This is a genomic window from Metapseudomonas otitidis (assembly GCF_900111835.1).
In the GTDB taxonomy this organism is placed as follows: Bacteria; Pseudomonadota; Gammaproteobacteria; order Pseudomonadales; family Pseudomonadaceae; genus Metapseudomonas; species Metapseudomonas otitidis.
Genome location: NZ_FOJP01000015.1, coordinates 129,777 through 152,610 on the forward strand (window position 1 = coordinate 129,777; position 22,834 = coordinate 152,610).

Below are 22,834 nucleotides of genomic sequence, written 5' to 3' on the forward strand. Positions count from 1 at the left end.
CAGTCGGATTACGCGAGCGTCCTAGCCCGCCTCGAATAACGCCATGGCCTCCACATGCGCCGTCTGCGGGAACATGTCGAGGATGCCGGCCGTCCTCAGCCGGTAGCCCTGCCGGACCAGCTCGGCGCTGTCGCGCGCCAGGGTGGCCGGGTTGCAGGACACATACACCACCCGCTTCGCCTTCAGTTCGCCCAGGTGGCGAGCCACCTCGAACGCCCCGTCACGCGGCGGGTCCAGCAATACTGCATCGAAGCCCCCGGTCGCCCAGGTGGCTTCGGCCAGCGGCTTCGACAAGTCGGCCGCAAAAAAGTGCGCGTTGCCCAGGCCGTTCGCCCGGGCGTTGTCACGGGCCCGCTCGACCATCACCTCGACGCCTTCCACCGCCACCACTTCGCGGCTCATCCGCGCCAGCGGCAGGGCGAAATTGCCCAGCCCGCAGAACAGGTCCAGGACCCGCTCGTGGCACTGGGGTGCCAACCAGTCTAGCGCCTGGCGGACCATCGCTTCGTTGATCCAGGCATTGACCTGGACGAAATCGCCCGGGCGGTAGCCCAGCGCCAGGTCCCACTGTTCCAATCGGTAACCCAGCTGCGCGTCGGCGTGGTCCGGCTGCGGCTCACCCGCCCCCTGCAGCCAGAGCAACGCCTGGTGCTCGGCGCAGAACGCGCGCAGGCGTGCCAGGTCGCCGTCGACCAGCGGTTGGGTATGGCGCAGCAGGAGGGAAGAGGCGGTGCCGTGAAAGAGCTCGACGTGTCCGATCGCTTGCGGTCTTTCCAGGCCGGCCAGCAGGGGCGGTAACGCACGCAGGATCGTCTGCAAGGGCTGTACCAGCACGGCACAGTCCTGCACGGCGACGATGGACTGGCTCGCCGCAGCGCGGAAACCCACCTCCAGGCGCGCGGCCTTGGCGTCCCAGCGCACCGCCACGCGGGCGCGACGCCGGTAGCCGAACTCCGGCCCCACCAGCGGCGCGGCCCAGGTTTCCGGCACCAGGCCGGCGAAGCGCTCCAGCTGCTCGGCCAGCGTGCGCTGTTTCAGGGCGAGCTGGGCCTCGTGGGGCAGATGCTGGAGCGAACAGCCACCGCACTGGCGGGCATGGGGGCACGGCTCGGCGCGACGCTCCGGGCTGGCCCGCAGGATACGCTCGGCACGGGCCTCCACCACCTGGCTGCGGGCACCCAGCACCCGCGCCTCGACGGACTCGCCCGGCAGGGCGCCGTCGACGAACCAGGTGCGCCCCTGCTCGAAGGCGATGCCCCGGCCGTCATGGGCCAGGCGCTCCACCTCCAGGGTCTGCTTCTTGCCCACCGGCACTGCCGGCGCGGCCTGGCGCTTGCCGCCTCCGCTCTGGAAGCGCAGCCCACCGTTACGCTTGGACATCGGGCCTCCGTAGCGGCAGGTGCATGCGCAGCGGCACCAGCACGCTCGGCGCGCAGCGCGAGAGCACCGGCAATGCCGGCACGCGGCTGGCCCCGTGCACGGGCGCGGTGGACAGGTGAATGCGATAGGCCCGGAGCGAGTAGCGCCCCGGGCGAAGGTCAGGACGGGAAATCGGAGTCATCACGGGCGCGCGTCGTACACACCGGTGGACAGGTAGCGATCGCCACGGTCGCAGATGATCGCCACCATCACGGCGTTCTCCACCTCGCGGGACAGGCGCAGCATGGCCGCCACCGAACCGCCGGAGGACACGCCGCAGAAGATGCCTTCCTCGCGCGCCAGGCGGCGCATGGTGTCCTCCGCCTCGGACTGGGCCATGTCAACGACGCGGTCCACGCGCTCGGCCTGGTAGATCCGCGGCAGGTATTCCTGGGGCCAGCGGCGGATGCCGGGGATGGCCGAGCCTTCCTGGGGCTGCAGGCCGACGATCTGGATCGCCGGGTTCTGCTCCTTGAGGTAGCGCGAGGTGCCCATGATGGTGCCGGTGGTGCCCATGGAACTGATGAAGTGGGTCACGGTGCCCTGGGTCTGGCGCCAGATCTCCGGGCCGGTCCCCACGTAGTGGGCCTCGGGGTTGTCACCGTTGGCGAACTGGTCCAGCACCTTGCCACGGCCTTCGGCCTGCATGCGCTCGGCCAGGTCGCGGGCACCTTCCATGCCTTCGTCCTTGCTGACGATGATCAGCTCGGCGCCATAGGCGGTCATCGCCGCCTTGCGCTCGGCGCTCATGTTGTCCGGCATGATCAGGATCATCCGGTAGCCCTTGATCGCCGCCGCCATGGCCAGGGCGATGCCGGTATTGCCGGAGGTGGCCTCGATCAGCGTGTCGCCGGGCTGGATGTCACCGCGCAGCTCGGCACGGGTGATCATCGACAGGGCCGGGCGGTCCTTCACGGAGCCGGCCGGGTTGTTGCCTTCGAGCTTGACCAGGAGGGTGTTGCGGGTGTCGCCCCCCAGGCGCTGCAGGCGCACCAGCGGGGTGTTGCCGATGCAGTCGGCGATGGTTGGGTACTGCAGGGTCATGGCGGTTCTGCGATCCAGACTCAGAGGGGCGCCCATGATACCGGCAAACCCCTCTACGCCATATCGCACAAGCGTTTCCGCTTATGGCTTAGCGCTATATCCATGGAACGGAATGGCATTTGGAAAGGCAGCGCCCGTGGTTTTACAGCACAAATGGAAATGAATACTATTCGCCGCTTTTCCCCTGGCCATACCGCCCATGTCCCTCACCCTCACCCGCACCGACATCCTCGACCGCGAGGCCCTGCAGCAACGCCTGGCCAGCGAACCGCGCCAGGCCGCCAGCGCCGTGCTGGCCGCCGCCCGTGAAGGCGTGGTGCCCGCGCAGACCCTGCTGGGCCAGCTGCTGCTGGACGGGCGCGGCATCGAGCGCGACCCGGCGCTGGCGCGGCAGTGGTTCCGCATCGCCGCCGCCCAGGGCGACCCCATGGCCCACAACATGCTCGGCCGCTGCCTGGAACAGGGCTGGGGCGGCGAGGTGGACCTGCCCGGCGCCGCCCGGGCCTTCCGCCAGGCCATGGAAGCCGGGCTCGACTGGGGTTGCTACAACTACGCCCACCTGCTGGCCGCCGGACGCGGCGTGGCGAAGGACCCGGCCCAGGCCCTGGCCCTCTACGAGCGCGCCGCCGCCCAGGGCCACGCCAAGGCGATGAACTTCGCCGGGCGCTTCCATGAAGAAGGCATCGGCGTGCCCGCCGACCCCGAGCGCGCCCACGCCTGGTACCGGCGCTCCGCCGAGGCCGGCGACTTCCGTGGCCAGTTCAGCCACGCCACCGTGCTGGCCGACCAGGGCGACCTGGCAGGCGCCCTGCACTGGCTGCGCCTGGCCCTGGCCGGCGGCAACCTCAACTTCCTCCGGGAAAGCCGCGCCCGCCTCGCCCAGGCCCGGCACGCCGACATCCGCGCCCTCGCCCTGCCCTACTACCAGCGCGCCGCCGAACTGGGTGACGACAGTGACCGCCAGGCCCTGGAGGCCTACCAGCAAAGCAGCGCGGGCTGAGGTTCAGGGCAGCCCCTGCACCACGCCCAGGACGGCCATGACCGGCAGCCAGCCCAGCGGCAACCACGCCGCCAACCTGGGTCGATAGGGCAACAGCAGCGCCAGCAGCAACCCCGACAGGGACACCAGCCCGAACCAGGCCACCGGCCCCATCGCCCAGCCCCAGAACGCCGCGCTCGCCGGCAAGGCCAGCGCCAACAGGCACCAGCCCGCCGCCCGCAGGCCACGCCGCAGTGCGGGCGTCGGCTCACGCTGCCACACCTGGCGAAAATGCCGGGGCAGGCCCAGGCACAACGCGGCCATTCCGCCGTGGGCCAGGCCCGCCGCCACGCTCAGCATCAGGCTCATCCCTGCACCTCCGCCTTCGGGCGGCGCACCCGCACCGGGCGCACGGCCGCCGGCTGCTGCACGCGCCAGGCACACCCGGCCAGCAACAGGCCGATGGCAACGGCCGTCACCTCCAGCATGCCGCGGGTGAAATCCCCTGCCCCGCTGCCGGTGGCCCAGCCCAGCAACGGCACGCCCAGGCACAGCGCCGCGCCACAGCCGAGCTGCTCGCTCCAGCCCCGCGCCCCGGGCCGCCACGCGGCGTGGACCAGGCTGGCCAGCCAGAGCAGGAAGAACACCCGCACCTCCCACTGCGCGCGCCCGGCCAGCTCCAGCGGCAGCAGGCGGTTGGCCCACAGCAGCCCCACGCAGGCCACGCCCAGGCCGGCCAACGCCGCCAGGTTCAGCGCCGCCACCAGGCGCGCGCCCATGCCAGGGTTGGCCTGGCGCCGCTGCTTCACCTCGTAGAGCAGCAGGCCGGTGGCGATCATCACGCAGCCGCCGAGCCCACAGAGGAAGTACAGCCAGCGCATGGGGTAGCCGCCGAACTGGGCGAAGTGCAGGCCCATGATCACCCGGTGGGTCAGCACGCTGGCGCGCATGGCCGGCGGTGCCTGCAGCAGCGCCCCGGTCACCCCGTCGAAAACCATGTTCTGCCCCTTGGTCAGGGCGATGCGGTTGCCCAGCACCCGCCGCACTTCCACCCGGGCATCGCTGCGCCCGGGATGGCGTATCACCACGCCACCCACCGGCCCCATCTGCCGCTCGGCCTCGGCCAGCATCGGCGCCAGCGCGGCCAGAGGGGCCGGTTGCGTCGGGCCACGGGGCGAGTGGACCTCCTCGGTGCCGGACTGGGCGTGGAAGTACGCCTCGACGTCACCGTCGAACAGGCTCTCCAGCGCCGCCGGCATGTAGATCAGCAGGAATATCGCCAACCCGGTGTAGGCGATCATCAGGTGGAACGGCAGCAACAGCACCGCCGTGGCGTTGTGGGCATCCAACCAGGAGCGCTGGCCCTTGCCGGGGCGGAAGGTGAAGAACTCCTTGAAGAACTTCTTGTGGATGACGATGCCGGTCAGCAGCGCCACCAGCATGCCCAGCGCCAGCAGGCCCACCACCCAGATGCCGAGCATGCGCGGCAGGTCGAGGGTGAAATGGAAGCGGAAGAAGAACAGCCCGCCGGCACTGTCACGTTGCGGCAGCACCTCCCCCGTCGCGGGGTCCAGGGCCACGCCACCGCCATGGCGACGTTCGCCCGCAGAGACGGACAACCCCGGCGAGCGCTCGGTGGGCAGGTTCAGGGTCCAGGCCCGTGCCTCGGGATGGTGCTGCCGCAGGTAGGCCAGCCCGCGCTCGGCGGCCTCGGCGGTGGGCACCGGGGTGTCGCGCACCTCCGGGTGCATCCAGTGATCGATCTCCTGGTCGAACACCGCCAGCGTCCCGGTGAGGAACACCGCGAACAGCAGCCAACCGGCCAGCAGGCCGCCCCAGGTGTGCAGCCAAGCCATGGACTGGGTGAAGGTCTTCTTCATGCCAGCCACTCCAGCAGGCGCGGCCAGAAGCCCAGGGCCGCCAGCGGCAGCGCCGGGGCCAACCCCAGCCAGGCACGCAGGGCAGTACGGGCGGCGAAGGCCCAGCACACCGCCAGGGTGTAGACCACGAAGCACGGCAGGCTGGCCACCAGCAGCGCATCCACCGGGTGCAGCGGCAGCAGCCGCGCCAGCGCGGCGGTGAAGGCGTAGGTGAAGGCATAGCCGCCGAGCAAGGCGGCCACCACACGCGAAAGGACCGGCGCCCAGGCCGGCAGGGACAGGGTCATGAACAGGCTCCTCACGGGGTCATGGCACCACGCCCAGTTGCCGCCAGACCGGCAGCACGGCGTGTTCGAACTGGTTCAGCTGTGCGTCGTCCACCTGCACCTGCCAGCCCTCGCGGCGCAGCAGGGCCAGGCCGGTTTCACGCAGCAGGCCGCCGCGCAGGCCCGGCATCTCCAGCAGCACCCGCGCCAGGGCCATCTGCTGCGCCGTCACGGGGATGGACGCCCCCAGGCTGGGCGCCACCAGGTGGCGATAGCCAGCCCCGGCCAGCGCCCCTTCGGCCAGCAGGCGGTTGAGCCGCTGACCGGCTTCCACTGCCACCGGCCCCGGCGTCAGCGGGTGGGCATGCCCGGCCCAGGCGAGCATCTGCAACGCCCGGTTGAGCTGGCCGAGCTGGGGCGCCAATGTCGGCCGCCGGGCCAGCTCGGCGAAGCCCTGGGGCCCTTCGGCGAGGGCCTGCAGCAACGGCGAGAACAGCGACGCCTCGCCCTCCACCGGGCCGATGCGGGTGTCGAAGCGCAGGCCTCCCCGGGTCGGCGCCCCCGGCAATGCCGCCCAGCATCCTTCCAGCAAGGCCTGGCGATGGGCCGCCGGCGCGAGCGCCTGGCCCGTGCGCTGGTAGAGGTCGCGCCGCTGGGACTGGTTGCGCGCCAGGTCCTTGGCCGTCTCGCGGGCCTCGGTCGTCCGCAGCGCCTCCAGCAGCGGCAGGCAGGCGCCGGGCACCGACAGCGCGTCGATGTTCTCCAGCGGCACGGCACTGCCGGCGTAGTCCAGGCCGATCGCCGCGAACTCGCCCATCACCTGGGCCACCGGCAGGGGCTCCCAGTGTTCGCAGAGCAGTTCATGGGCGAGCTGGGCCAGGTCCTCCGGCTCGCCGGCGTCCAGCCGCCGGGCCACGTCGGGGTGCTCGACGAAGTAGCCGGCGCCCGCCGCCTGCCAGCCGCGCAGGGCGGCGAAGGCACTGCGCAGGCGTTGCGTCGGTGTGCCAGGTGCCTGCCGGGCGTGCTGCCAGATGAAGCGCTGGGCGGCGCGGAACGCCAACAGGCCCGGCTCGGTCATGTAGCCCAGGTAAGCCACGCCACCAGGCCGCAGGCGCTGTTGGATAAAGCTGCGGATGGCCGCCCGGTTGGCCGGCGACACCCAGGAATAGACGCCGTGCAGGACGATGAAGTCGAAGCCCTCGCCCAGATCCTGCCCGGCCAGCCCGTCGAACGCCGCCTCGACGAAGCGCAGGTTGCCGAGCCCGGCCCGGGTGGCCAGGTCACGTCCGTGGGCGATGTGCCGGGGGTTGAAGTCCACCGCGACGAACTCGCCAGCCGGGTTGGCCGCTGCCAGCAGCAGGCTGCCCAGCCCCTGGCCGCAGCCCAGCTCGCAATAGCGAAAGCCCCGGGACAGGTCCGGGGCGCTGCGCCCGAGGGCGGTGAGGGTGGCCACCATCCAGCTCGGTGCGAGTTCCGGCTGGACCAGGTGGGGATAAGGGGCATCGGCCAGGTAGCCGTCGTGCCAGAGGCTCATGCGCTGCATCCATCATGAAAAGGCCCCGCCGGAGCACCCGGCGGGGCATGGGCCCGCCGTCTCCGGCAGGCCAGGAGCCCAGGTCAGAACGAGGCGGTGACGGAGGCGAAGTACGACCGGCCCGGTTCGTTGTAGGTGTTGGCGCCGGCGTCGCTGGCGTTGCCTTCGCGGTAGATGCGTTTGTCGAACAGGTTGTTGATGCCCAGGCGCACGCTGTAGTTCTCGCTGAACGCGTAGCCGGCGCTGACGCCCATCAGCCCGTAGGGGTCCACGTCCTTCTGCGCTGTGGTGGCGTAGGCCTGGTTGGTGCGCTGGTTGAGCGAGGGCGCTTCCTGCTTGCCGTAGTAGGTGCCGCTGACCTGCAGGGAGAGCTGCTCGGTGGCGTACCAGTCCAGGGTGGTGTTGACGGTGTACTCGGGGATGATGCTCAGCGGCTCGCCGGTGTCGCGGTCCTCGGACTGGATCATGTAGGTGAGGTTGGTGTTCCACTCCAGGCTCGGGTCGAGGGCGATGAACAGGTTGCCCTCGATGCCTTCCACCACCGCCTTGCCGGCGTTCTCCCACTGCTGCACGCGACGGCCGTTGGCCAGGCGGTAGGTGAAGTTGTTGCTGCCGACGATCTTGTTCTTGTAGTCGTTGCGGAAGTAGGTGGCGCTGGCGCGCCATTGCCCCATGTCCAGGGCCAGGCCGATTTCCTTGTTGATGCTGGTTTCCGCTTCCAGGTTAGGGTTGCCCACCAGGTAGCAGCCGCCGCTGTTGGTCTGCCCGGCGTTGCAGCCGTTGCCCATGCTGTAGAGCAGGTAGTTGGGGTTGGACTGGTAGAGGTTGGGCGTCTTGTAGGCGCGTGCGATGCCGCCCTTCAGGGTCAGCTCATCGGTGAGCTTGTGGGAGGCGTTGAGGCTCGGGCTCCAGTTGCCGCCGAACTCCTCATGCTGGTCGTAGCGCAGGCCCGGGGTGACGGTGGTGCGGCTGTCCAGCTCGATGTTGTCCTCGGCGTACAGCGCGTAGCTGCGGGCATCGGTCTTGGTCTCGCCACGGCTGAAGCCGGGGATGGGCGGTACACCGGCGCTGCCCGGGTCGAAGGTCTGGGCACGCAGGGAGCCCGGGTCGTTGAGGACCTCGTAGAGGTACTCGCCCCCCAGGGTGAGCATCTGCTCGAACCCCAGGCTCAGGGGCAGGTTCACCTCGCCGCTGGCGCGGGTGTTGCGCAGGCGCGAGGTGAAGGCCCCGGCGCCGTTGGCAGGCGCGCCTTCGGAGCTGCCGGCCAGGCCTTCGTTGAGGCGCCAGTTGCGGGTGTAGTCGTAGGCCAGGCTGGCCTTGGAGGTGCCCCACGCGAAGTCGCCGTTGTGGGTCAGCGAGTAGGCACTGCGCTGCATCACGTTGGTTTCCGAACCCACCAGGCCGCTGACGAAGGCGCCGCCGTTGTTGAGCATGGTGTCGCCGGCAAAGATGTTGCCCTGGCGGCTGTAGCTGGCCTCCAGGTCGAGGCTCTGCTCGGGGTTGAGCTGCCAGCTGAGCAGGCCGTTGACGTCCTTGTTGCGCACGCCTTCACGGCCCGCCACCAGGGAAGTGGGGTCGCTCTGGTGGCCGGCGTTGAGGTCGGCGTCGTCGGCATCGGTCTTGCTCATGCCGCCGTAAACGCGGAAGGCCAGCGCGTCGTTCAACGGGCCGCTGAGGTTGAAGTTGGTGCGGCGGCTGGCGCCCTCGGCATCGTCCTCGGGGAGCTGGGTGAACACGGTCATCGAGCCGTGCAGCTCCTGGGTGGGGCGCTTGGTGATGATGTTGACCACGCCGCCCATGGCGCCGGAGCCGTAGCGGGCAGCGGCCGGGCCACGGAGGATCTCGATGCGCTCGACTTCCTCGGCCGGCACCCAGTTGGTCTCGCCACGGGTGTCGCGGTCGCCGTTCCAGCCGTAGCGCACGGCGTTGCGCGAGGTGGAGGGCTTGCCGTCGATGAGGATCAGGGTGTTTTCCGGGCCCATGCCGCGCAGGTCGATCTGGCGGTTGTTGCCACGGTTGCCGCTGGTGCTGTTGCCGGTGAGGTTGACCCCCGGCTCGCGGCGGATCACGTCGGACAGGTCGTTGGCCGGCGGACGCTTGCGGATGTCCTCGGCGGTGATGATGGAAACCCCCGGGGCCTGCTTCAGCTCCTGCTCGGCGGTGCCGATCACGCGGGTTTCCTGCAGCTCCAGCGCCTGCTCGGCGGCTTCACCGACCTTTGCCCGGGCCTGCTCGGCGACGTCGTCGGCCAGCTCCAGCGTCTCGGCCTGGACCCAGGCCGGCGCGGAGGCGGCCAGCAGGGCCAGGGCGAAGGGGTTGAGGGTGAATCGCGGCTGCGTCATGGGGCACTCCTTGGGCAATCGGGCAGTCACGTGGGACGGGGCATGCCGATGCAGGCGGAGCGACCGCGCTGGTCTTCATTTGGCAGGCCCGAGTCGGACGCGGGTCGGCGCAAATGGTATTTATTCTTATTTGGCAGTAAAGATCATTTACAAACTATACATTTTCCAAACGCAGGCACAGGCGCAGGCCCCGCGCGCCGTTCTCTGCCCACAGGTCACCACCCTGTGAGCGCAGCGTGCCACGAGCAATGGCCAGGCCCAGGCCGAAGCCCTCGCCCCCCGGGCGGGCACTGCTGAGGCGGGTGAAGGGGCGGAAGATGGCTTCCAGCTGGGCCGGATCCACGCCGCCGCCCTCATCCTCCAGCCACAGCTGCCAGTGCGCGTCCTCGCGCTGTGCACCGAGGCGGATCGTGCCGTCCGGCGGGGAATGGCGGATGGCGTTGCGCAGGCCGTTCTCCAGGGCCTGGGCCAGGCCGTTGAGGTTGCCGTGGACGCGGCAGTCCGTCGGCAGCTCGCAGCGCAGGCGCTCCGGCGGCCAGCCGCTTTCGAAGCAGGCGTCCTCGCTGAGCACGGCCCAGAGCGAGGCCACATCGATCACCTCCCGTGGCAGCTGCGGGCGCTCGGTGTCCAGCCACACCAGTTCCAGGGTGTCGTCCACCAGCTTCTGCATGCACTGCACCTCGCGCTCCAGGCGCTGGCGCAGTTGGCCGATCTCCAGCTCGCTCTCTCCCGCCACCCGCAGCCGGCTCAGCGGCGTGCGCAGCTCGTGGGAGAGGTCGCAAAGCAGCTGGCGCTGGTGCTCCACCGTGGTTTCCAGGCGCTCGGCCATGTGGTCGAAGGCCCGGGCCAGCTCGCCCAGCTCATCGCGACGGCGGCTGACCTCGGGTGAAACCCGGGTGGACAGGTGGTTGCCGCGCAGGGCGTTGGCCTGCTCGCGCAGGTGACGCAACGGGGCGAGCAGCAGGCGGTACAGCCCGACGCAGAGGAGGAAGGCCAGGGCCCCCGGCACCACGCCGTGGATCACGAAGCGCGCCAGCAGGCTGAACCCGCCGGGCAGGTAGCGCTCGGGCAGGTGCATCACCAGTTGGCCGGCATCCGGTGCCTCGGGGAACGGCAGGCTGAGGATCGGCAGCCCGCCACTGCGCTTGCTCATGGGCCAGTCGACGCGCCGCATGAAGGTCAGGCGCCCGTACTCCTCCACGCTCAGCGGGCGACTGCCCAGGCTGCGCAGGTCGGGCCCCACCACCACGGCCCAATCCGGTTCGCGGGCCTGGTGGCGCTCCAGCCAGCGGTCCACACCAGCTTGGCCGTCACGCTGCCAGGCCTGCTCGGCCTCGGCGGCGTAGTGGTTGAGCCGGGCCTGGGCAGCCTCGGTGAGGTGGTAGCTCTGCAACTCGACGTACTCGCCCCAGGCGCGGGCGAGCCAGATCACCAGCACGCTGAAGGCCACCAGCAACACCGCGAGGGGCCAGAACAGCGAACGCCGCCCGGGCATGTCAGGCGTCCTGCCGGGTGAACAGGTAGCCCTTGCCCCAGGCCGTTTCCACGCGGCCATTGGTGTAGCCGGCGGCAACGAGCTTGCGGCGGATGTGGCTGACGTGCATATCCAGGCTGCGGTCGTGCTGGGAATAGGCCCGGTGCAGCACCTGCTGATAAAGGAAGGCCTTGCTGAGCACCTCCTCGGCGTGGCGGACCAGGGTCTCCAGCAGGCGGTACTCGGTGCCGGTGAGCCCGGCCCAGTTGCCCTCGCAGGCGACATCGCCCTTCACCTCATCGAACTGCAGGCCCGGCTCCTCCAGCGCGGCAGCGGTGACCGCGCCCCGGCGCTCATAGGCCACCCGGCGCAACACCGCGTCGACGCGCACCTGCAGCTCCACCAGGCTGAAGGGCTTGGGCAGGTAGTCGTCGGCGCCCCGGCTGAAACCGGCGATGCGGTCCTGCTCGGCGCCCAGGGCGGACATCAGGATCACTGGCACGCCACGCTCCCGGCGCAGTTCGCCGAGCACCTCAAGGCCGTTGCGCCCGGGCAGCAGGATGTCCAGAAGGATCAGGTCGAAGGGCTCGCGGCGGGCCAGCCCGAGGCCGGCCTCGCCATCGTGCTGCAGGACCACTTCGAAACCTCGGCGCCCGAGGTGGTCGGTCAGGTGGGCGGCCAGCACCGGGTCGTCCTCGATGGCCAGGATGCGGGCGGCCCCCGGCGAGCAATTGTTCATGACTTGCACCAGCGAATACGAAGCATTCTCCAAAGTGCGCGCATTCTGTCAAAACGGCAGGCAGATTCCCACCGGGCGAGTCGCTACACTTCGGGCACTTTCGTCTAAAGGATTCCGGCGTGTTCAAGGATCTCGGCATCAAGGGTCGCGTGCTGTTGCTGACCCTGCTCCCCACCAGCCTGTTGGCCATGGTGCTGGGCGGCTACTTCATCTGGGCCCAGCTTTCCGACATGCAGGCCCAGCTCCTGCAGCGCGGGCAGATGATCGCCGAGCAACTCGCGCCCCTGGCCGCCCCCGCCCTGGTGCGCGGCGACGGCCTGCTGCTGGAACGCATCGCCGACAACGCCCTGGACCAGCCCGACGTGCGCGCGGTGAGCTTCCTCAGCCTCGACCGGGTGCGCCTGGCCCACGCCGGGCCGAGCATGCTCAACGGCAGCCCGGACAACGACGGCAGCCACACCAGCCAGATCAGCAACACCGATGCCACGCGCTTCATGCTGCCGGTGTTCGAGCGCCACCGGGTGCTCGCCGGCGACGCGCCACCCGGCGAAGGTGACAAGGTGCTGGGCTGGGTGGAACTGGAGATGTCCCACCACGGCACCCTGCTGCGCGGCTACCGCAGCCTGTTCGCCAGCCTGATGCTGATCACCGCCGGCCTGGCCGTCACCGCACTGCTGGCGCTGCGCATGAGCCACTCCATCAACGAACCGCTGCGGCGCATCAAGCAGGGTGTCGCCCTGCTCAAGGAAGGCCGCCTGGAAACCCGCCTGCCGCAACTGGGCAACCACGAGATGGACGAGCTGGCCGCCGGCATCAACCGCATGGCCGAGGCCCTGCAGAGCGCCCAGGAAGAGTTGCAGCACAACATCGACCAGGCCACCGAGGACGTGCGGCAGAACCTGGAGACCATCGAGATCCAGAACATCGAACTGGACCTGGCGCGCAAGGAGGCCCTGGAGGCCAGCCGCATCAAGTCCGAGTTCCTCGCCAACATGAGCCACGAGATCCGCACGCCGCTCAACGGCATCCTCGGTTTCACCAACCTGCTGCAGAAGAGCGAGCTGTCGCCGCGCCAGCAGGACTACCTGGGCACCATCGAGCAGTCCGCCGAGAGCCTGCTGGGGATCATCAACGAGATTCTCGACTTCTCGAAGATCGAGGCCGGCAAGCTGGTGCTGGAGAACATCCCCTTCAACCTGCGCGACCTGATCCAGGACACCCTGACCATCCTCGCCCCGGCCGCCCACGAGAAGCGCCTGGAGCTGGTCAGCCTGGTGTACCGCGACACCCCGGTGCACCTGATGGGCGACCCGCAGCGCCTCAAGCAGGTGCTGACCAACCTGGTGAGCAACGCCATCAAGTTCACCCGCGAGGGCACCATCGCCGTGCGGGCGATGCTCGAAGACGACAGCGAGCCGGACCTGGTGCAGCTGCGCATCAGCGTGCAGGACACCGGCATCGGCCTCTCCGACGAGGACCTGCGGGCGCTGTTCCAGGCCTTCACCCAGGCTGACAACTCGCTCTCGCGCCAGGCCGGCGGCACCGGCCTCGGGCTGGTCATCTCCAAGCGCCTGGTGGAACAGATGGGCGGCGAGATCGGCGTGGCCAGCACCCCGGGCGCGGGCTCGGAGTTCTGGATCAGCATCAGCCTGCCCAAGGCCCGCGACGATGCCGACGACCTGCCCAAGGCCACCCTGGCCGGGCGTCGTGCCATCGTCTTCGAGCCCCAGGAGCTGACCCGCCAGGCCCTGCGCCACCAGCTGGAGGACTGCGGCCTGGAAGTACTCGATGCGCCCAGCCTGGAGGCCCTGCTGGAGCAGGTCGCCGCCCAGCGCCAGGGGCCGCAGGCCATCGGCTTCGCCGTGCTGGCCGCGAGCACCGCGGAACTGCCGGCGGAGCGCCTCGCCCAGTACATCTGGGACCTGGAACAACTGGGCTGCAAGAGCCTGGTGCTCTGCCCCACCACCGACCAGGCGCTGTACCACCCGGTGCTGCCCGACTCCCACAACCAGCTGCAGGCCAAGCCGGCCTGCACCCGCAAGCTGCACCGTGCCCTCAGCAGCCTGGTGGGGCCGCGCCCGGTCCGCGTGGAGGCGCCGATGCCGGTGGTGCAGCGGGCACCGCGCATCCTCTGCGTGGACGACAACCCGGCCAACCTGCTGCTGGTGAAGACCCTGCTCGGCGACATGGGCGCCGAGGTGACGGCGGTGGACAGCGGCTACGGTGCCGTGGACGCGGTGCGCCAGCAGACCTTCGACCTGGTGCTGATGGACGTGCAGATGCCCGGCATGGACGGGCGCCAGGCCACGGAGGAAATCCGCCGCCAGGAGGCCAACCACGAGACCAGCCCGGTGCCCATCGTCGCCCTCACCGCCCACGCCCTGGCCAACGAGAAGCGCGCCCTGCTGCAGGGCGGCATGGACGACTACCTGACCAAACCCATCGGCGAGCGCCAACTGGCCCAGGTGGTGCTGAAGTGGACCGGCCTGGCGCTCCAGGGCCCGGTGGCGGAGCGCCCGCCGAGCCCGCCGAGCCCCAGGAGGAGCCAGCGGTGCTGGACCCGGAGGAAGGCCTGCGCCTGGCCGCCGGCAAGGCCGACCTGGCCGCCGACATGCTGGGCATGCTGCTGGCCTCCCTGGACGCCGACCGCCAGGCCATCCGCCAGGCGTTGGAGGCGGATGATCGCGCCACACTGCTGGAGCGGGTGCACCGCCTGCATGGGGCGACCCGCTACTGCGGCGTGCCCCAGCTGCGGGCCGCCTGCCAGCGCAGCGAGACCCTGCTGAAGAAGAACGACCCGGCCAGCCGCGAAGCCCTGGACGACCTGGACCGCGCCATCGAGCGCCTGGCGACCGAGGCCGGCTGAGCTGACCTGGGGCAAGGCCCCGGCGGGAAGGGATTCCTAGACTCCGGGCACCTATAAAGGAGCGCCCATGCGAACCATCCTGTTCAGCACCCAGACCTACGACCGCGACAGCTTCCAGGCCTGTTCGTCCGACCTCGACCTGCACTTCCAGCCCGCCCGCCTGACCCTGGACACCGCCGCACTGGCCCAGGGCCATGCGGTGGTCTGTGCCTTCATCAACGACGACCTTTCCGCCCCGGTGCTGAAGTGCCTGGCCGAGGGCGGCACCCAGCTGATCGCCCTGCGCTCGGCCGGCTACAACCACGTCGACCTGCACGCCGCCCAGCAGCTGGGGCTCACGGTTGTGCGGGTGCCGGCCTACTCGCCCCACGCCGTCGCCGAGCATGCGGTGGCGCTGGTCCTGGCCTTGAACCGGCGCCTGCACCGCGCCTACAACCGCACCCGCGAGGGCGATTTCAGTCTCCACGGGCTGACCGGCTTCGACCTGGTGGGCAAGCGCGTCGGGGTGGTGGGCACCGGGCAGATCGGCGAGGTGTTCGCCCGCATCATGGCCGGCTTCGGCTGCGCCCTGCTGGCCTACGACCCGTATCCCAACCCGGCGGTGGAAGCCCTGGGCGGACGCTACGTGCCCCTGGACGAGCTGCTGGCCGAGAGCGACATCGTCAGCCTGCACTGCCCGCTGAACGACGGCACCCGCTACCTGGTCAATAGCCACAGCCTGCAGCGCATGAAGCGCGGCGCCATGCTGATCAACACCGGGCGCGGCGCGCTGGTGGAGACACCGGCGCTGATCGAGGCGCTGAAGAGCGGCCAACTGGGCTACCTGGGCCTGGATGTCTATGAAGAGGAGGCCAACCTGTTCTTCGAGGACCGCTCCGACCTGCCGCTGCAGGACGATGTGCTGGCGCGGCTGCTGACCTTCCCCAACGTGATCGTCACCGCCCACCAGGCCTTCCTCACCCGCGAGGCCCTGGCCGCCATCGCCCGCACCACCCTGGACAACATCAGCGCCTGGGCCAGCGGCGCGCCGGTGAACCGGGTCGAAGCCTGAGCCTGTGCGAAGGCGCCTGGCGCGCCTTCGCAATCCGATGAAGACGCCTAGTCTGTTAGCATGCGCGTCGATTCCGGAGGACCCATGGCCGAACACGATTTCCGCTACACCCTGCTCAACCCCGCCCACACCCTCAATGAATGCCGCGCCCTCGCGCCGGGCCGCTACCAGGTCACCGGGGTCGGTGGCTCGGTGAAGGACGGCGACACCCTGCTGGTCACCCTGCGCGGCAGCCGCGAGCTGTCCATGCGCCTGGAAGTGGAGAAGGTCCGCCACCTGATCAACCCGCCCGGCCAGTGGCTGGCCGTGGCCAAGGGCCCGGCGTTCAAGGAGCTGTCGATCCTGCAATGGAAGGTCGACTGCGACGCCTGCGGCAAGCGCCTGGACTTCGAATTCGCCGTGGACGCCAGCCTGGGCAAGCCCGCCGAGACACCCGCCGCCGAAGCGCGCATTGCCGAGCTGGGCTGGGCCAAGCGTGACGGCCGCCACCTCTGCCCCACCTGCCAGGAGACCGTGTGATGAAACGACTCGCCCTGCCGCTGGCCCTGGTCGGCGCCACCCTCGCCGGCTGCGCCACCGAAGGCCCCACCCTGGAAACCGAACGCACCTACCAGGTGGAGTGGATCGGTGAGCGCCCGCTGATCGACCGCAGCCACCTGACGCTGACCCTGGGCCACGATGGCCGCGCCTACGGCAACGCGGGCTGCAACCACTGGTTCGCCTCCTACACCCTGGAGGGCGAGCGCCTGAGCTTCGGCCCGGTGGGCAGCACCCGCAAGGCCTGTGCCCCAGCCCTGATGGAACAGGAACAACGCTTCCTGGACTTCCTCCCCAACGTGCAGCGCTGGGACTTCTCGGCCACCGAGCAACTGCGCCTGTGGCCGGCCGAAGGCAAGGCCCTGCGCCTCTGGCCGGAGCGCTGAGTCGGCGTCAGAACAGGCTGAGCTGTTCGGCGGCGCCGCGCAGGTCCTGCAGGCGCACGCCGATGCCGATCAGCCGCACCGGGCGCTCGCCCCGCGCGAAGGCGGCGCCCAGCAACAACCGATAGCTGTCCAGGTCCCGCCCGGCCCCCGCCTGCTCTAGTGTGGTCTGGGTGAAATCGAGGAACTTCAGCTTCACGAACGGCTTGTCCGGCCGGTAGCTGGCATCCAGCCGCGCCAGGCGCCGCTCCAGCTCCTCATGCAGTGCCGGCAGGCGTTCCAGGCAGGCCGCCAGGTCCGGCAGGTCATGGTCGTAGGTGTTCTCCACGCTCAATGACTGGCGCCGGCTGTCCACCTGTACCGGGCGCTCGTCGTGCCCACGCGCCAGGTTGTAGAGGCGCTCGCCGAAGCTGCCGAACTCCCGCGCCAGTGCCGTCAGGCTCCATTCCCGCAGGTCCGAGCAGAGGTGCACGCCGAGGCGCCCGAGCTTGTCGGCCGTGACCTTGCCCACTCCATGCAGCTTCGCCACCGGCAGCTCGGCGACGAACGCCTCGACCTGGTCCGGAGTGATGACGAACAGGCCATCGGGCTTGCGCCAGTCGCTGGCGATCTTGGCGAGGAACTTGTTCGGCGCCACCCCGGCGGAGACGGTGATGCGCAGCTCCTGCCAGACCCGCCGGCGGATGTCCTGGGCGATGCGGGTGGCGCTGCCGCTGAAATGCGGGCTGTCGGTGACGTCGAGGTAGGCCTCGTCCAGGGACAGCGGCTCGATGCGCTCGGTGTAGTCCCGCAGGATGCCGTGGATGGCCTTCGAGGCTTCGCGGTAGGCCTCGAAGCGCGGCTTGACGATCAGCAGGTCCGGGCACAGCTTCAGCGCGTGGCGCGAGGACATCGCCGAGCGAACGCCGTAGGCCCGCGCCTCGTAGTTGCAGGTGGCGATCACCCCGCGACGATCCGCCGAGCCGCCAACGGCCAGCGGCCGCCCCACGAGGCTGGGGTCGTCACGCATCTCGATGGAGGCGTAGAAGCAGTCGCAATCGATGTGGATGATCTTCCGCTGGCTCATGGAGGCGGCACGGGTCACGGCTGCGCAGGCGGGGCGCACGTCCATATGAAGGGAGGCGGATTCTAGCGGATTCGCGGCAAGGTGGCCCGGCCGCGTGAGGGCCGGGCCGGCGGGGTCAGGCAGGGCAGGCAGCCAGCGCGCGCTGGTAATGGGCGGGCCAGTCCCGGCGAGCCGCCTCGTCGACGGCCCAGTGGCGCTGGTAGCAGGCCCAGGCGTCGGCCTCATCGCCGAGCGATGGCAGGCCGGCCGGGTCGCTCCATAACAGCAGGCGCGCCAGGGCAGCGGCGAGCACATCGTCATGCTCCAGCGCGCTGTAGACCCGCTCGGCAATCGGCGGCACCTGCCGGGCATCGCACACCGCCACGGCCAGGTCACGGGTCTGCGCCGCCCGCAGCACGCCACCGACCATCACCCCGTCGGGCAAGGCCCGCCAGTAACCCCGGCCCGGGCCACGGGCATCCCGCCGGGTCTGGAAGCCACTGGCGGCCAGGCCGCTGGCCAGCAACAGCACCTGCGCCTCGCGCCCGGACAGGGATTCGGGCAGCAGGGCCAATGCAGGGTGCAGGATGGTGCGACGGATCGCATCGAGCATGAGGAGTCCTCCGGAACGATTACGCAGTCGGGCTGGGCAAGAACCGCCAACCCTGACGAAAAAAGCCCCACTCAAGGAGTGGGGCTCGCCGGGAGAGGCGACGGCCGTACCGGGTACGACCGCCCGGCCAGTATCCCCACCGCCGGACGCGCTTCAACGCTCGGATCGCCAATCAGAAATCTCCTACCCTTTTCTGACAACTTTCCCAGCCAGCCCCCCGCTAGCCTGCTCGGGTGCCTGGTAATGGAAGGACCGGCACCCTCGAGGCCGGTCCCTACCCCGTACCGGCCTCGAGGTCTTTCCTACCCCCTTGAGTAAACAATTCTCCCAGCTGCAGGCCATGTACCACGGGGGATGGAGCCGTTTCGACGCGCTAAGTTTCTGATGAAAAACCACTTTTTCAGAAATCAGTTGTTGACAGGGCCAGATTAATCGCTAGAATGCCGACCCACAGACGCGGGATGGAGCAGTCTGGTAGCTCGTCGGGCTCATAACCCGAAGGTCGTTGGTTCAAATCCAGCTCCCGCAACCAAACAAAGAAAGGCCACTCAAACGAGTGGCCTTTTCTTTTGTGGGGTGTTTTCCTCTACCGCCAGGAGCGCCAGGGAAAAATTGCACGCCGGGGCTTGGAACTTGAACGTCCAGCCCACATCCTGTGGCGCAAATTTCCATGAGGTGCTCGATGCGCGCCAGCCCCGCTACACCCGACGAATCCGCCCTGCCTGATGACGAGCAACCGGTCGACGCCAACCAGTTGCGCTGGCTCGACCGCCTGAGTGCCTACCGGCAACCCCTGGGGCTGGCCTTTACCCTCCTTCTCTTCACCATCGGCCTGGTGGCCTGCTGGCACCTGCTGCGCGAACTCGACCCCAACGCCCTGCGCGGTGCCCTGCACGACGTGCCGGTGAGCAGCCTGCTGGCGGCCGTCGGCGCCACGGCGGTGAGCTTCATGGCCCTGGTGGGCTACGAGTGGTCCGGCCTGCGCTTCGCCGGCGTGCGCATCCCACTGCCACGCATGGCCCTGGGCAGTTTCTGTGCCTCGGCCATCGGCAATGCCATCGGCCTCTCGGTGGTCACCGGCGGCTCGGTGCGCTACCGCCTCTATAGCCGCGACAACGTCAGTGCGCCCGATATCGCCCGGGTCACGGTGTTCGCCAGCCTGGCGCTGGGCTCGGCCCTGCCGCCGCTGGCAGCCGTTGCCGCGCTGAGCAACCTGGACGCGGCCTCCCAGGCGCTACGCTTGCCGCCCTCGATGGTGGCGCTGATCGCCGGCGCCGTACTCGGCCTCACCCTGCTGGCGGTGTTCTGGTTCTCGCGCCTGCGCGAACCCGAAGCCCCGGTGCCCGGCTGCATCAGCGTGCGCCTGCTGGGCCGTGGCGTGCGCCTGCCCGGCCTGGGCCTGTCGGGCCTGCAATTGCTGATCACCCTGGTGGACGTCTGCGCAGCCGCCAGCGTGCTCTACCTGCTGCTGCCGGAGGCCCCGCCCTTGGGCGCCTTCATGCTGGTGTACCTGCTGGCCCTGGCGGCCGGCGTACTCAGCCACGTGCCCGGTGGCGTCGGCGTGTTCGAAGCGGTGCTGCTGGCCGCCTTCGCCGGCCAGCTCGGTGCTGCACCGCTGGCCGCTGCGCTGCTGCTCTATCGCCTCATTTATGTGGGGCTGCCGCTGGTAGTCGCTTGCATGCTGCTGCTGGTGAACGAAGCCCAGCGCTTCCTGCCGGCTGGCCGCCAGGCCATGCGCAGTGCCTCGGGCCTCGCGGCGCCGGTGCTGTCGTTGATGGTGTTCCTCTCCGGTGTGGTGCTGCTGTTCTCCGGCGCCACCCCGGCCATCGACACCCGCCTGGACGACCTCAGCTTCCTCATCCCCCACCGCCTGATCGACGCCTCGCACCTGGCCGCGAGCCTGGTGGGCGTGCTCTGCCTGCTGCTGGCCCACGGGCTGCGCCGGCGGCTGTCGGCAGCCTGGGCGCTGACCCTGGTGCTGCTGGTGACCGGCGCGGTGCTGTCGATGCTCAAGGGCGTGGACTGGGAAGAGGCCACCCTGCTGCTGCTGACCGCCTCGCTGCTGGCGATGTTCCGCAGCGCCTTCTACCGCCCCAGCCGTCTGCTGGAGGTGCCGTTCTCCCCGGTCAACCTCGGTGCCGCCGCCTGCGTACTGGCCGCGTCGATCTGGCTGATGTTCTTCGCCTACCAGGACGTGCCCTACAGCCGCGAGCTGTTCTGGCAGTTCGCCGTGGACGCCGACGCGCCGCGCACCCTGCGCGCCGCCCTGGCCAGCGGCCTGCTGCTAGCCGGCCTGGGCCTGGTGTGGCTGCTGCGTCCGGTGCCGCTGGTGATCCACGAACCCACCGAGGAAGAGCTGCTGAAGGCCGCGCGCATCGTCCGTGGCTCCGCCCAGCCCGATGGCGGCCTGGTGCTGACCGGCGACAAGGCCCTGCTGTTCCACCCGGAGGAAGACGCCTTCCTGATGTTCGCCCGCCGTGGCCGCAGCCTGGTGGCGCTGTTCGACCCCATCGGCAAGGCCAACCACCGCGCCGAGCTGATCTGGCAGTTCCGCGACCTGTGCGACGTGCACCACGCCCGCCCGGTGTTCTACCAGGTACGCGCGGAGAACCTGCCCTACTACATGGACATAGGCCTCAGCGCCCTGAAGCTCGGCGAGGAGGCCCGCGTGGACCTGCGCCGCTTCGACCTGGACGCCAAGAACAAGGCCATGAAGGACCTGCGCTACACCCTCAGCCGGGGCCAGCGCGACGACCTGACCCTGGCCTTCCACGAAGCGGGCGAAGCGCCCATCGAAGCGCTGCGGGAAATCTCCGATGCCTGGATGCAGGGCAAGAACGTGCGCGAGAAGGGCTTCTCCCTGGGCCGCTTCGACCCGGACTACCTGAAGTACTTCCGCATCGCCGTGGTGTCCTTCGAAGGCCGCCCCATGGCCTTCGCCAACCTGCTGGAGACCGACAGCCAGGAACTGGCCAGCCTGGACCTGATGCGGGTGCACCCGGAAGCGCCGAAGCTGACCATGGAATTCCTCATGCTCAACCTGCTGCTGCACTTCAAGGAGCGGGGCGTGGAGCGCTTCAGCCTCGGCATGGTGCCGCTGGCCGGCCTGCAACCCCGTCGCGGCGCGCCGCTGACCCAGCGCCTGGGCGCACTGGTGTTCCGCCGTGGCGAGCAGTTCTACAACTTCCAGGGGCTGCGCCGCTTCAAGGACAAGTTCCAGCCGGACTGGGAGCCCCGCTACATGGCCGTACCGCCGGGCCTTGACCCCCTGGTGGCGCTGGCCGATACCGCAGCCCTGATCGCGGGCGGCTTCACTGGACTGGTCAAACGCTGAGGGACCCATGCTCAAACGCCACTGGCACCGCCTGCTGATCATCTTCCTCGTGCTCGTGGTGGGCACCGCCTTGCTGCTGTGGGGCCGCCCCTCGCCGCAAGCCCGGGTGGAACAACGCACCCTGGCCGACGGCAGCCGCGCCACCATCGCCCTGCCCCCGGGCGAGACCCGTGCCCGCGTGCTGCTGGTGGTGGACGCCAAGCAACAGCTGAACGAGGCCCAGTTGCTGACCCTGGCGCAGGACGGCGGCGCACGCCTCGTCCAGCTGCAACTGCCCGCTGACAACTGCGATGCCCAGCAGCACCTGCTGGGCCTGGCCCGCACCGTGCTGGAAGGCGACCCGACCCTGGTGGCCGGCATCGGGCCGGGTGCAGCCTTCGCCTGGCGCTGGCTGGCCGGCCAGGGCAACGACCAGGCCCGCGCCTTGTCCATCGACTTCAGCCTCGACCAGCCCGATTGCAGCGCCCCGCTGCCCAAGGCGGCGCCCCACGGCCACTGGACCATCGCCTGGAACGACAACCCGGACGACCCCAGCGCGGCTTTCGCCCGTGACCAGGCCAACGCCGATACCGGCATCAGCGACTACGACACCAGCCTGCCCGAGCTGCTCAACGAGCGCCTGCGCAGCCTGCTGGAAGGCGGCGGCAGCCAGATGCCGGTGGTGGAAGTGCCGGCGGACCATCCCTCCGACACCGTCACCCTGTTCTATTCCGGCGACGGCGGCTGGCGCGACCTGGACCGCGCCGTGGCCGAAGAGATGGCCAAGCTCGATCACTCCGTGGTCGGCATCGACGCGCTGCGCTATTTCTGGCAGCACAAGAGCCCCGAGCAGGGCGCAGCCGACCTCAGCCGCCTGATGAAGCGCTACCGCGAGCAATGGGGTGCCAAGCGCTTCGTCCTGGCGGGCTACTCCTTCGGCGCCGACGTGTTGCCGGCCTTCTACAACCGCCTGCCCAAGGCCGACCAACAGCAGGTGGACGCCATCCTGCTGCTGGCCCTGGCCCGCAGCGGCAGCTTCGAGATCGAGGTCCAGGGCTGGCTGGGCAAGGCCGGCCAGGAAGCGGCCACCGGCCCGGAACTGGCCAAGCTGCCGCCGGAGAAGGTGCTTTGCGTGTACGGCAAGGACGAAGCCAAGGACAGCGGCTGCACCCAGCCCGGCGCCATCGGCGAAGTGCTGGGCCTGCCCGGCGGCCACCACTACGACGAAAACTACCCGGCCCTGGCCGAGCGCCTGGTCAAGGCCATCGCCAAGCGCCAGGCCAAGCCCTGAGCCCTCCGCCGCCCCGCCCAGGGGCGGCGAATCCCCCGTTCTTTGACCTGCTTCATTT

Annotated in this window: 17 protein-coding genes, 1 tRNA gene and 1 pseudogene; 8 read left to right on the forward strand and 11 right to left on the reverse strand. The window is 69.8% G+C overall.

Annotation, left to right across the window (positions count from 1 at the left end; all coding sequences use genetic code 11):
* Window positions 1-21: 21 nt before the first annotated feature.
* A complete protein-coding gene (gene rlmD, locus BM198_RS20240) occupies window positions 22-1,380 on the reverse strand; it encodes a 23S rRNA (uracil(1939)-C(5))-methyltransferase RlmD (protein ID WP_074971903.1) in 1,359 nt (452 codons plus the stop codon).
* Between the two features lie 180 nt (window positions 1,381-1,560).
* Window positions 1,561-2,463, reverse strand: a complete 903-nt coding sequence (cysM, locus tag BM198_RS20245; protein ID WP_069562225.1) for a cysteine synthase CysM — start codon at window positions 2,461-2,463, stop codon at window positions 1,561-1,563.
* A 199-nt stretch (window positions 2,464-2,662) separates the two neighbouring features.
* On the opposite strand from cysM, the gene BM198_RS20250 reads away from it, so the two are divergent.
* Window positions 2,663-3,463 (forward strand): tetratricopeptide repeat protein, encoded by an 801-nt coding sequence (locus tag BM198_RS20250; protein ID WP_074971904.1) that lies wholly within the window; start codon window positions 2,663-2,665, stop codon window positions 3,461-3,463.
* Window positions 3,464-3,466: 3 nt separating this feature from the next.
* On the opposite strand, the gene BM198_RS20255 is transcribed toward BM198_RS20250, so the two are convergent.
* The 7 genes from BM198_RS20255 to BM198_RS20285 form a co-directional block, all read right to left on the reverse strand.
* Window positions 3,467-3,811: a DUF3325 domain-containing protein gene (locus BM198_RS20255; RefSeq protein ID WP_174244744.1), complete on the reverse strand. Its 345-nt coding sequence runs from the start codon at window positions 3,809-3,811 to the stop codon at window positions 3,467-3,469.
* The gene (locus BM198_RS20260; RefSeq protein WP_074971905.1) at window positions 3,808-5,322 is read right to left on the reverse strand and encodes a PepSY-associated TM helix domain-containing protein; all 1,515 of its coding nucleotides are present in this window, start codon (window positions 5,320-5,322) and stop codon (window positions 3,808-3,810) included. Before BM198_RS20260 ends, BM198_RS20255 begins: the two co-directional genes overlap by 4 nt.
* Window positions 5,319-5,609: an iron transporter gene (locus BM198_RS20265; RefSeq protein ID WP_074971906.1), complete on the reverse strand. Its 291-nt coding sequence runs from the start codon at window positions 5,607-5,609 to the stop codon at window positions 5,319-5,321. Before BM198_RS20265 ends, BM198_RS20260 begins: the two co-directional genes overlap by 4 nt.
* 19 nt (window positions 5,610-5,628) lie before the next feature.
* On the reverse strand, window positions 5,629-7,122 hold the full coding sequence (locus BM198_RS20270; protein ID WP_074971907.1) for a class I SAM-dependent methyltransferase: 1,494 nt from the start codon (window positions 7,120-7,122) through the stop codon (window positions 5,629-5,631).
* Between the two features lie 83 nt (window positions 7,123-7,205).
* Window positions 7,206-9,464 (reverse strand): TonB-dependent siderophore receptor, encoded by a 2,259-nt coding sequence (locus BM198_RS20275; protein ID WP_074971908.1) that lies wholly within the window; start codon window positions 9,462-9,464, stop codon window positions 7,206-7,208.
* A gap of 154 nt (window positions 9,465-9,618) precedes the next feature.
* Complete coding sequence (locus BM198_RS20280) at window positions 9,619-10,959, reverse strand: HAMP domain-containing sensor histidine kinase (RefSeq protein ID WP_244165719.1); 1,341 nt, start codon at window positions 10,957-10,959, stop codon at window positions 9,619-9,621.
* Window position 10,960: 1 nt separating this feature from the next.
* Entirely contained in the window at window positions 10,961-11,677 is a 717-nt protein-coding gene (locus BM198_RS20285) for a response regulator transcription factor (protein WP_074971910.1), read from the reverse strand.
* A gap of 119 nt (window positions 11,678-11,796) precedes the next feature.
* Here BM198_RS20285 and BM198_RS20290 point away from each other — a divergent pair.
* The 4 genes and pseudogenes from BM198_RS20290 (at window position 11,797) to BM198_RS20305 (ending at window position 16,517) form a co-directional block, all read left to right on the forward strand.
* A pseudogene (locus BM198_RS20290) lies at window positions 11,797-14,543 on the forward strand (response regulator).
* 67 nt (window positions 14,544-14,610) lie between these two features.
* Window positions 14,611-15,594: a 2-hydroxyacid dehydrogenase gene (locus tag BM198_RS20295; protein WP_074971911.1), complete on the forward strand. Its 984-nt coding sequence runs from the start codon at window positions 14,611-14,613 to the stop codon at window positions 15,592-15,594.
* A gap of 84 nt (window positions 15,595-15,678) precedes the next feature.
* Window positions 15,679-16,113 carry a hypothetical protein gene (locus BM198_RS20300; RefSeq protein WP_044414224.1) on the forward strand — a complete coding sequence of 145 codons (435 nt, stop codon included), beginning with the start codon at window positions 15,679-15,681 and terminating at the stop codon, window positions 16,111-16,113.
* Window positions 16,113-16,517: an META domain-containing protein gene (locus BM198_RS20305; protein WP_074971912.1), complete on the forward strand. Its 405-nt coding sequence runs from the start codon at window positions 16,113-16,115 to the stop codon at window positions 16,515-16,517. The genes BM198_RS20300 and BM198_RS20305 overlap by 1 nt, the downstream gene beginning before the upstream one ends.
* 7 nt (window positions 16,518-16,524) lie before the next feature.
* Here BM198_RS20305 and dinB read toward each other — a convergent pair whose 3' ends face one another.
* Both dinB and BM198_RS20315 read right to left on the reverse strand, forming a co-directional pair.
* Window positions 16,525-17,580: a DNA polymerase IV gene (gene dinB, locus BM198_RS20310; protein ID WP_044414228.1), complete on the reverse strand. Its 1,056-nt coding sequence runs from the start codon at window positions 17,578-17,580 to the stop codon at window positions 16,525-16,527.
* Between the two features lie 115 nt (window positions 17,581-17,695).
* Window positions 17,696-18,172 carry a hypothetical protein gene (locus BM198_RS20315; protein WP_074971913.1) on the reverse strand — a complete coding sequence of 159 codons (477 nt, stop codon included), beginning with the start codon at window positions 18,170-18,172 and terminating at the stop codon, window positions 17,696-17,698.
* Between the two features lie 455 nt (window positions 18,173-18,627).
* On the opposite strand from BM198_RS20315, the gene BM198_RS20320 reads away from it, so the two are divergent.
* The 3 genes from BM198_RS20320 to BM198_RS20330 all read left to right on the forward strand — a co-directional run bounded on the left by BM198_RS20320 (window position 18,628) and on the right by BM198_RS20330 (window position 22,776).
* Window positions 18,628-18,704: transfer RNA gene (locus BM198_RS20320), tRNA-Met, on the forward strand.
* Between the two features lie 150 nt (window positions 18,705-18,854).
* Window positions 18,855-21,506 (forward strand): bifunctional lysylphosphatidylglycerol flippase/synthetase MprF, encoded by a 2,652-nt coding sequence (mprF, locus tag BM198_RS20325; protein ID WP_074971914.1) that lies wholly within the window; start codon window positions 18,855-18,857, stop codon window positions 21,504-21,506.
* A gap of 7 nt (window positions 21,507-21,513) precedes the next feature.
* Window positions 21,514-22,776: a virulence factor family protein gene (locus BM198_RS20330; protein WP_044414236.1), complete on the forward strand. Its 1,263-nt coding sequence runs from the start codon at window positions 21,514-21,516 to the stop codon at window positions 22,774-22,776.
* The last annotated feature ends 58 nt before the right edge of the window (window positions 22,777-22,834 follow it).